A 9431-nucleotide genomic window follows, 5' to 3' on the forward strand; every position below is an offset into this window, starting at 1 on the left:
TGCCGCAACTGGCAGAAGCTTTTTTTATTGAAGGGGCTTAATTCCCCATATGTCGTCTGCGTATTCCTGAATCGTACGATCACTTGAAAAATAACCAGCCTGGGCGATATTATTTAGACTCATTTGCTGCCAACGTAATCGGTCAATAAACGCTTCTCCAATGGAACGTTGCGTTTCTGCATAGGAAGCAAAATCCTTTAAGACAAAATATTGATCATTTTCCTGAAGGAGTGAATCGAATATTGGTTCAAATTCATTATAAACACCAGGGAAAAAGCCATTCACAAGCTGGTCAACGGCTTGACGAATTCGATAATCGTGGTGGTAATATTCATCAGATTGATATCCGCCATGTTGATAGTAGTGAAGAACTTCATCTGCAGTTAGTCCAAACGTGAATATATTGGAATTACCGACTAATTCACGAATTTCTATATTGGCACCATCCAAGGTTCCCACCGTCAATGCCCCATTGATCATAAACTTCATATTACCTGTTCCAGAAGCTTCCTTACTAGCCGTGGAGATTTGTTCACTGACATCTGCTGCAGGAAAGATCTTCTCCGCAAGAGAAACGCGATAATTTTCAAGAAAAATCACTTTGATTTTGTCGTTGATAGATGGATCATTGTTGACTTTTTCAGCAACTGTATTTATTAACTTAATGATTTTCTTCGCATAATAATATCCTGGCGATGCTTTCGCTCCAAAAATAAACACCCTTGGAACAACCTTGAAGCTTGAATCTTCTTTGATCCGATTATAGAGATGCATAATATGTAAGACATTTAAAAGCTGCCGTTTATAAGCATGGAGCCGCTTCACTTGTACATCAAAGATTGAACCAGTATCAACGGCAGTTCCCGTCTTATCGAAAATAATCTTGGCAAGTGTTTGTTTATTTTCATTCTTAATTTTGAACAATTGATCTAAAAACGAAGTGTCGTTTTGATAATTAAGTAACTGGGAAAGCTCGGTAGCTTTATAGGTCCATTCAGACCCAATCGTATCTGTAATCAATGAAGATAGTTTTGGATTCGCTTTTAACAGCCAGCGGCGGTAGGCAATTCCGTTCGTTTTATTGTTAAATTTATCAGGAAACAATTGATAAAATTGATTCATCTCGCGTTTCTTTAATATTTCAGTATGCAGTTTCGCCACACCATTCACACTAAAGCTTCCGACGATAGCCAAATGAGCCATTTTTACATAATTATCGGCAAGGATGGCTAGTCCCTTAATCCGCTCCCAATCACCTGGTGTTTGCTCCCAAAGTTCCTGGCAAAATCGTTCATTGATTTCTTCTACAATCATAAATATTCTTGGAAGCAACGGTTGAAAAATATGTATTGGCCATTTCTCTAACGCTTCTGACAAGGTGGTATGATTGGTGTAAGAAATAGTATGTTTTGTAATGTGCCATGCCTGCTCCCAATCAAATCCTTCGTCATCAATTAGGATTCTCATTAACTCGGGAATGGCAAGGACAGGGTGTGTATCATTAATGTGAATACAGATATGTTCATGGAGTTGTTTTAAGCTGCTGTGTTGTTTCCGATAGGTCTTTAAAATAGATTGTATACTAGCGGATACCAAAAAGTATTGCTGTTTCAATCTTAAAACCTTTCCTTCATCATGGGTATCATCAGGATATAAAAACTCAGAAATCATTTCCGTTTCCCGTTTATATTTTAAAATATCCTCGTGTAAGGGAAATTGGGAAGGCTCTGCATTCCAAAGTCTTAGTGTATTGATGGTTTTTGACTGATAGCCGATGACCGGCATGTCGTGAGGCACTGCGGTGACCGTTTCAGCATGTAGATGATGAAACACAAGTCGGCCATTTTCCATCTTCGTTTCCACCTTACCCCAAAATGGGATTTTGATGGAACTATCGGTTTTACGGATTTCCCAAACATTTCCGTTCCTTAGCCATTGTTCCGGCAATTCTACTTGATAGCCATCAACAATTTTTTGTTCAAATAAGCCATGTTTGTAACGAATGCCATGACCATGACCCGGCAGATTAAGTGAAGCAAGTGAGTCTAGAAAACAGGCAGCTAATCTTCCTAAGCCGCCGTTTCCTAAGCCTGCATCAGCCTCATATTCCTCTAATTCTCCTAGATCGATTCCTAATTCCTCTAGGCCTGCTTGCACCGTCTCTTCCACACCAAGGTTAATTAGATTTTGTCTTAGTAATTTCCCCAAAAGATATTCAATAGAGAGGTAATAAACCTGCTTTCCCTTTGCCGCCAAATGACGCTCGTTTGTAGTAATCCAAGCATTACTTACAAATTCGCTAATCATTGTTCCAAGGGTTTGATAGTGATCCCTGGCTGAGCTTTCAGGGAAACTCTTCCCACCTACCATCTCAATCCTTTTTAGAAAAGTTTCCTTAAACTCGACCGTATTAGAAAACATGTGTTTCACTCCTTGCAACGATCTCTGCATATAACTGGTTATAGCTATATGCTGACTGTGCCCAGCTATAATCCATTTCCATTGCTTGCTTTACAATTGATTTCCACGATTTTGAATCGTGATAAACGCCTAGTGCTCTTTTAATTGTATAGAGCATATCATGGGCATTAAAATTTGCAAAAGAAAATCCATTTCCTTTTCCAGTAAATTCGTTCCAAGGTTTTATGGTATCATTTAATCCGCCAGTTTCCCTAACGATCGGGATCGCACCATATTTCATTGCAATCAACTGTCCAAGCCCGCATGGTTCGAATTGGGATGGCATCAAAAACAAATCTGCAGCAGCATAAAGTTTATGGGCAAGCCCTTCATTAAAACCAGTATGAACCCTTAATTTTTCAGGATAAATACGTGCGGCCTGTCTTAAATGTTCTTCGTATTCATAATCACCTGTTCCAAGGATAATGACCTGCAGATCCTCCTGCAATATTTCACGAAGGACACATTTAACTAAATCAAGTCCTTTTTGCCTTGTCAGCCTTGTAATCATGACTAATAAAGGTGTACGCGCAGATTGTGGTAATCCAAAATGTTTTTGAATCTCACTTTTGTTGATTGATTTTTTTTGATGATTATCAGCCGTATATGTTTGATATATTAATGGGTCGGAAACAGGATTATAGAAATCTTCATCAATCCCGTTTAAAATCCCAATTAAGTCATCTTTTCTTTCTCTTAAGAGACCGTCTAACTTTTCACCAAATACAGGTGTTTGAATTTCTTCTTTATAGGTCGGGCTAACTGTCGTAATTTTGTCTGCAGCTACAAGAGCGCCCTTCATATAATTGATATTTCCGAAAAACTCTAAGTGACCAGTGTGAAAGGAATTGTAATCCATTCCTAACAAGTCTCCCAAGACCTCTTTTGGAAAGATCCCTTGGAATTGAAGATTATGAATCGTAAAAACAGTACGCATTAAGCCGTAACCTTTTCTTTTATAATATTCAGTTCGTAACAGAAAAGGAATCATCGCCGTGTGCCAATCATGGCAATGTAACACATCTGGAAAAAAGTTTAGCTGGGCAAGTGTGTCTAAGACAGCCCTATTAAAATAAGCAAATCTTTCCCCATCATCAAAATATCCATATAAATTTTCTCGTTTAAAGTAGTATTCATTATCGACGAAATAAAATGTAACTCCCTGGTGTGTGAGCTCTTCAATTCCGCAATACTGATTTCTCCAGCCAACAGAAACAGTAAATTCTTTAACCTTTTTCATCTCACTCTTAAATTCTTCTGAAATTGTTCCGTATTTAGGTAGAATAACTCTGACATCAGTTCCCAAACTCTTTAATTCTTTTGGAAGGGAACCAGCAACATCGGCAAGTCCTCCCGATTTTGCAAATGGTCCACATTCCGAAACGGCAAATAGTACTTTCACGAGTTCATCAACGCTCCTTGTTTTGTCCCTTTACGAACCACAAATGGTGACCCCGCTGTTCCAGTTAAGTGAGTTCCTGCTTCAACTTTCACATCTTTATCTAAAATAACGGAATCTAGATAACAATTATCTTCGATCTGGCACTTTTGCATAATGATACAGTTCTTAATAACTGCACCTTTTCCAATCTTTACACCTCGGGATATAATACTATTTTCTACTGAACCGCTAATTAAACATCCATTGGCAATCATTGCATTTTTTACAACAGATCCTTTAATATATTTCGTTGGCGGCTCATCCTTTACCTTAGTGAAAATCGGCTGTTCTTTAATAAAAAGTTTTTTCCAGACATCCGACTGTAGCAAATTCATACTAGTAGAAAAATAGTTTTCGATCGAATCTATCATCACGGCATAACCGTCATATTCATAGTTACAAATCGAGTAAAGATTTTCAGTATCATTTACAACATCCTTCATACAGGTATACCCTGTTTCATTACGCGTTTCAATCAGCTTAATAAGTAGGGATGTTTTGATTAAGTACATCTCCATTGAAGCTCCATCCTTCTGATGGATTTCGGTAATGTCACATCTTGAATTGCTATGCCAATCTAAGATTGGTCTAAAGTTCATATTAAAAACCGTATAGCAATTGGAAATAATCGAATACTCTTGCGTGCTGCGATAAAAGAAGTCTAAATTTGCTGCAAAATTCTCAAACGAACCAATTGTATTTCCATCGTAATCAACTATTGGAGATGGGAAAAAGAAAAGGCCATCCCGTTTTCGATCTAAATCCCAGTTTTTCCCTGAACCTAGATGATCCATCAGTGAACGGTACTGCATTTTTGGAAATATTGCCACACTACGAATACCTGAATTCACCATATTCGATAGCACAAAATCAATAATACGATATCTTCCTGCAAAAGGCAGGGCAGCAAGTGCGCGATGTGTTAATAAATCTTCCAAATTTTCATGGTATGTGGTGGCATCAATGACTCCTAGTAGCTTTTTTTTCAATCCAAGTCCCTCCTGTATTATATTAAAAAGCAGGGTATAACCCGCTTAACATTTCATTAGTAACTAGAATAATCTCTTCATCGAACGAGCGGATAACAGTCCCGTCAGGTACATTCACTTCAGAAGGTACAATGGCTCTTTCAATCAAACAATTATTACCAATGATCGCATCCGGCATAATGACCGACTCTAAAATAGTGGATCCTTTTCCAACAGTAACCCCTTGAAAAAGAACAGATTTCACTACTTCCCCTTCTATTGTACATCCCTCATTAATAAGTGACTCTTTAACCACCGCACTCGGAGAAATATATTGTGGCGGCTGATTCGGGTTAACTGAATAAATCCTCCATCCGTGGTCAAACAAATCTAAGTCACATTCTTCTCTTAGTAGATCCATATTAGCTTCCCAGAGGCTTTGGACCGTACCGACGTCTTTCCAATAGCCTTTAAATGGATAAGCAAACAATTTTTTATTTTCCTCTAAAAGCATCGGAATCACATCTTTACCAAAATCATGACTCGATTCAGGAACACGGTCATCCATTTCTAAATATTCTTTAAGTATATTCCAGTTAAAAATATAAATGCCCATCGAAGCAAGATTATTTTTTGGATTCGCTGGTTTTTCGTCAAAATCGACAATTCTTAGTTCTTCGTCTGTATCCATGATCCCAAAACGACTGGCTTCATTCCAAGGAACTTCTATTAAAGAAATAGTTACGTCAGCCCTTTTTTCAATATGATATTCAAGCATACTCTCATAGTTCATTTTGTAAATATGGTCACCTGATAGGATTAGCACATATTCAGGCTGGTATTGTTTAAGGTAATTAAGGTTTTGATAAATCGCACTTGCAGTGCCTGTATACCATTTTACTTCGGAAGATTCAGCATATGGTGGTAATACAGTTACCCCGCCATCCTTTCGGTCAAGATCCCATGCACTTCCAATCCCAATATAGGAATTTAATAACAATGGTTGGTATTGTGTTAATACCCCAACCGTATCGATGCCAGAATTGGCGCAATTGCTCAATGCAAAATCAATAATTCGATATTTACCTCCAAAAGGAACAGCTGGTTTCGCTAGATCCTTTGTCAGCGAATTAAGCCTACTTCCTTTCCCTCCTGCTAATAACATGGCTACGCACTTCTTCTTTGCCATTTCCTTTTCGCTCCTTCCTCTTTTTAACTGGTCTGATGATTTGAAATCCAAATGGGGGAATTGCTAGATTTAATGAAAATGGCTGGCCATGGAATGGTTCTTCTTCTGCTATAATAGTCTTTTTATTAACCAATCCAGCTCCACCGTATTCTATATGATCACTATTGAAAATTTCTCGATACTCACCGGATTTAGGAACACCAATTTTATACATTGGGTAATTGACACCAGTAAAATTGCAAATAACCACTAATGTTTCTTCAGACTTTTTCCCTTTTCTCATAAAAGAGAAAACAGATTGGTGGCTATTATTGGCATCAATCCATTCGAATCCGTCCTGTAAATGATCGAGTTCATAAAGTGCCTTTGAACGTTTATAGAATTTAGTTAAAAACTTTACGTAGGCATTTAATTTTTGATGCATCTCATAGTCCATTAAGTTCCAATCGAGCTGTTCTTTATCTTTCCATTCAGAAAACTGGCCCAGTTCAAAACCCATAAATAAAAGTTTTTTTCCAGGATGAGCAAACATATACCCTAGCAAAAGTCTAAGTTGAGCAAATTTCTCCCAATAATCGCCTGGCATCTTATCGAGCAGTGATTTTTTTCCATGTACCACTTCATCGTGAGAAAATGGCAGCATAAAGTTTTCTAAAAAGGCATATAAAAATGAAAACGTTACATTAGAATGAACATGTGAGCGCGAGTAAGGTGGAGTTTCCATATATTCAAGCATGTCATTCATCCAGCCCATATTCCATTTATAATCAAAGCCAAGCCCACCGTATGTAACTGGTGTTGTGACATTAGGAAATTCTGTTGAATCCTCACCAATCATTAAAAAGTGTGGTTCATACTCATGAACATGTTGGTTTAATTTTTTCAAAAAGTTAATTCCAAATGGGTTTTCACGCTTTTCATTTGAGCCATTCGGCCAGTAAATGATATTAGCTACTGCGTCCATTCGGAAACCATCAATATGGAAATAGTCAATCCAAAACTGGGCATTTGAGATAAGAAAACTTTGTACCTCTCCTTTTCCAAGGTCAAAGTTGGCCGTTCCCCAAACAGCATTCTCTCTGTCGCTAGCTGTGCTATAGGAATAAATGTGCGTCCCATCAAAACGGTAAAGGCCATGAGCGTCCTTGCAAAAATGACCAGGCACCCAATCAAGAATAACCCCAATACCATGTTGATGAATCATATCAACAAATTCTCTAAATTCATCTGGTGTCCCATACCTGGATGTAACAGAAAAGTAACCTGTTCCTTGATAACCCCATGAGGCATCGAGAGGGTGTTCGACTATAGGTAATAACTCTATATGTGTAAATCCATGCTCAATTACATATGGAATAAGTTCCAATGCCAATTCTTTATAGCTTAGATATTCGCCGTCTTCCTTCTTTTTCCATGAACCCAAATGCACTTCATAAATTACCACTGGCTCAGAAAGGAGGTTCTTTTTTCCTCTTCGATTCATCCAATGATTGTCTTGCCACTCATAATGGTTTAACGAATAAACAATAGAAGCTGTATTCGGTCTAATTTCAGAATAAAAAGCAAATGGATCTGATTTTAGCAGCCTCTCACCTGAATGTGTGATAATTTCATACTTATATAGCTTCCCTGTTAGATCCCTATTAACAATCAGAATCCAAACTCCCTCATCATTAACCTTTTGCAATTCATACCCTTCACCATTCCAGTTATTAAAATCCCCCGCAAGCCTAACCTGCATTGCATTAGGGGCCCATACGCAAAATCGTGTATAAACCTTATCGGAATTCTTAAAGATATGAGCGCCAAAAAGCTGATGACTTTGGAAAAAATTTCCCTCGTGAAATAAATGTAACTGATAGTCAGTCGGAAAAAACGTATTCACTGTCATGGCTCTCCTCATTCCCAATGAAAATATGTATTTCAAAGACCAATTATAATGGCTATTAACCAATATTCCTTATAAAACTTTTTTATCTTTTCTGACAATAATTGAGACGATATGCCATAAAAACCATTCATATGACAAATTTCGACACCATACATCAATTTTTCTATCAGTAATCGCCAAAAATATATAAATTTTTTTAAGTTTTTTTTGATTTTCATTCAAAAAATGTTATTTAATTTATAAAAAATGGATAGTTCAAAATTAGGGGGAATTGTTGTAAATGTAAGCGTTATCAGTGTTTTTGCTATGGTGAGGAGGGTGCTAAAAATTATATCAATATAATGATTCTTGTATAAAACACGTCCTCGTTTGTAGTGCTTTTATCATAGGTCCACTAGAACTGATACTGACCTTTATAGTCTTGAATGTAAATCACCATTTTGGAGCTGGATTCAGAGAACTTGTTCAGTGTTATCCACAATAAATAATTTTATAATTTCCTATACAACAAAAAAAAACTGATAACAAGTTGTTATCAGTTTTTTTGTATGACCCCTACGGGACTCGAACCCGTGTTACCTCCGTGAAAGGGAGGTGTCTTAACCGCTTGACCAAGGGGCCTTAATATATGGCGGAGAAGGAGGGATTTGAACCCTCGCGCCGGTCACCCGACCTACACCCTTAGCAGGGGCGCCTCTTCAGCCACTTGAGTACTTCCCCGTTTGGCTCCGCAGGTAGGACTCGAACCTACGACCGATCGGTTAACAGCCGATAGCTCTACCACTGAGCTACTGCGGAACAATTAAAGTTGCTGCTGTGAAAAGATATATGGTGGGCCTAAATGGACTCGAACCATCGACCTCACGCTTATCAGGCGTGCGCTCTAACCAGCTGAGCTATAGGCCCATAAATTGGAGCGGGTGAAGAGAATCGAACTCTCATCATCAGCTTGGAAGGCTGAGGTTTTACCACTAAACTACACCCGCATATAATAAATTTATTATGGGGCGACTGATGGGAATCGAACCCACGAATGCCTGAACCACAATCAGGTGCGTTAACCACTTCGCCACAATCGCCACAATAAAAACTCTATTTAATTAAAATGGTGGCTCAGGACGGAATCGAACCGCCGACACAAGGATTTTCAGTCCTTTGCTCTACCGACTGAGCTACTGAGCCAACATATGGCGGTCTGGACGGGACTCGAACCCGCGACCTCCTGCGTGACAGGCAGGCATTCTAACCAACTGAACTACCAGACCAATTGCGGGGACAGGATTTGAACCTGCGACCTTCGGGTTATGAGCCCGACGAGCTACCAGACTGCTCCACCCCGCGACAATAGAAATTATAAAATTTTGCCCATGCTCAATGTTCCATGGACTGTATCAATCTCAGTAAGCATATGCAAGCAGCAGCTCGATTGATACAACTCGCAGATTATTCATAGAAGCAATGCTCGTTGCTCCACCCCGCGAC

At 38.6% G+C, this 9431-nt stretch carries 5 protein-coding genes and 9 tRNA genes; all 14 read right to left on the reverse strand.

The genetic code is table 11. The features are described from left to right. Positions 1 to 24: 24 nt before the first annotated feature. The 14 genes from J7E63_RS06005 to J7E63_RS06070 all read right to left on the reverse strand — a co-directional run bounded on the left by J7E63_RS06005 (position 25) and on the right by J7E63_RS06070 (position 9290). A complete protein-coding gene (locus tag J7E63_RS06005) occupies positions 25 to 2421 on the reverse strand; it encodes a glycogen/starch/alpha-glucan phosphorylase (protein ID WP_215010669.1) in 2397 nt (798 codons plus the stop codon). Continuing rightward, a complete protein-coding gene (glgA, locus tag J7E63_RS06010; RefSeq protein ID WP_215010670.1) occupies positions 2411 to 3862 on the reverse strand; it encodes a glycogen synthase GlgA in 1452 nt (483 codons plus the stop codon). The genes J7E63_RS06005 and glgA overlap by 11 nt, the downstream gene beginning before the upstream one ends. Further along, positions 3859 to 4890: a GlgC family sugar phosphate nucleotidyltransferase gene (locus tag J7E63_RS06015; RefSeq protein ID WP_215010671.1), complete on the reverse strand. Its 1032-nt coding sequence runs from the start codon at positions 4888 to 4890 to the stop codon at positions 3859 to 3861. Before J7E63_RS06015 ends, glgA begins: the two co-directional genes overlap by 4 nt. Before the next feature lie 22 nt (positions 4891 to 4912). Continuing rightward, positions 4913 to 6058: a glucose-1-phosphate adenylyltransferase gene (locus tag J7E63_RS06020; RefSeq protein WP_215010672.1), complete on the reverse strand. Its 1146-nt coding sequence runs from the start codon at positions 6056 to 6058 to the stop codon at positions 4913 to 4915. Beyond that, positions 6006 to 7949, reverse strand: a complete 1944-nt coding sequence (gene glgB, locus J7E63_RS06025) for a 1,4-alpha-glucan branching protein GlgB (protein WP_215010673.1) — start codon at positions 7947 to 7949, stop codon at positions 6006 to 6008. Before glgB ends, J7E63_RS06020 begins: the two co-directional genes overlap by 53 nt. Before the next feature lie 549 nt (positions 7950 to 8498). Beyond that, positions 8499 to 8570 (reverse strand) — tRNA-Glu (locus J7E63_RS06030). A gap of 8 nt (positions 8571 to 8578) precedes the next feature. Further along, positions 8579 to 8669, reverse strand: a tRNA-Ser gene (locus tag J7E63_RS06035). A gap of 3 nt (positions 8670 to 8672) precedes the next feature. Then, a tRNA-Asn gene (locus J7E63_RS06040) sits at positions 8673 to 8747 on the reverse strand. Between the two features lie 31 nt (positions 8748 to 8778). Further along, positions 8779 to 8855 (reverse strand) — tRNA-Ile (locus J7E63_RS06045). 6 nt (positions 8856 to 8861) lie between these two features. After that, a tRNA-Gly gene (locus J7E63_RS06050) sits at positions 8862 to 8935 on the reverse strand. Between the two features lie 17 nt (positions 8936 to 8952). Next, positions 8953 to 9028 (reverse strand) — tRNA-His (locus tag J7E63_RS06055). A 27-nt stretch (positions 9029 to 9055) separates the two neighbouring features. Next, positions 9056 to 9131, reverse strand: a tRNA-Phe gene (locus tag J7E63_RS06060). 6 nt (positions 9132 to 9137) lie between these two features. Further along, a tRNA-Asp gene (locus J7E63_RS06065) sits at positions 9138 to 9214 on the reverse strand. Between the two features lie 2 nt (positions 9215 to 9216). After that, a tRNA-Met gene (locus tag J7E63_RS06070) sits at positions 9217 to 9290 on the reverse strand. Positions 9291 to 9431: the final 141 nt, after the last annotated feature.

The organism is Bacillus sp. ISL-75, from assembly GCF_018613095.1.

Coding starts and splice junctions, on each gene's coding strand:
- J7E63_RS06005 (WP_215010669.1), bottom strand. CDS start 2,421: ATGTTTTCTAATACGGTCGAGTTTAAGGAAACTTTTCTAAAAAGGATT.
- J7E63_RS06020 (WP_215010672.1), bottom strand. CDS start 6,058: ATGGCAAAGAAGAAGTGCGTAGCCATGTTATTAGCAGGAGGGAAAGGA.
- glgB (WP_215010673.1), bottom strand. CDS start 7,949: ATGACAGTGAATACGTTTTTTCCGACTGACTATCAGTTACATTTATTT.